This is a genomic window from Domibacillus sp. PGB-M46 (assembly GCF_022668875.1).
Taxonomy (GTDB): domain Bacteria; phylum Bacillota; class Bacilli; order Bacillales; family Domibacillaceae; genus Domibacillus.
The window spans coordinates 1-273 of record NZ_JAKGCR010000095.1 but is presented as its reverse complement, the minus strand read 5'-3'; the positions used below and the strand labels follow the sequence as shown (position 1 = coordinate 273).

Genomic DNA, 273 nt, shown 5'->3' with positions numbered 1-273 from the left:
CCGGCAATGTTGCCAAATGTGTTGAAAAGGCCGCCGCTCACACCGGACATTTCTTTTGGCGATGTATCTGCGACCACTGCCCAGCCGAGTGCGCCAAATCCTTTTCCAAAGAAGGCAAGCGCCATCACAAAGATGACAATCCATTGTGTATCCACATAATTTGCGGCAACGAGCGTCATAGACAATAACATACCGGCGACAATCGGTGTTTTCCGGGCAACCGTTAAAGAGAAGCCTTTACGAAGCAGGAAGTCAGAGAACGTTCCGCCTAAA

General features: G+C 49.8%; 1 pseudogene. It reads right to left on the bottom strand.

From position 1 onward, the window contains the following. A pseudogene (locus L2D08_RS23765) lies at positions 1–273 on the bottom strand (MFS transporter); the annotation flags it as partial.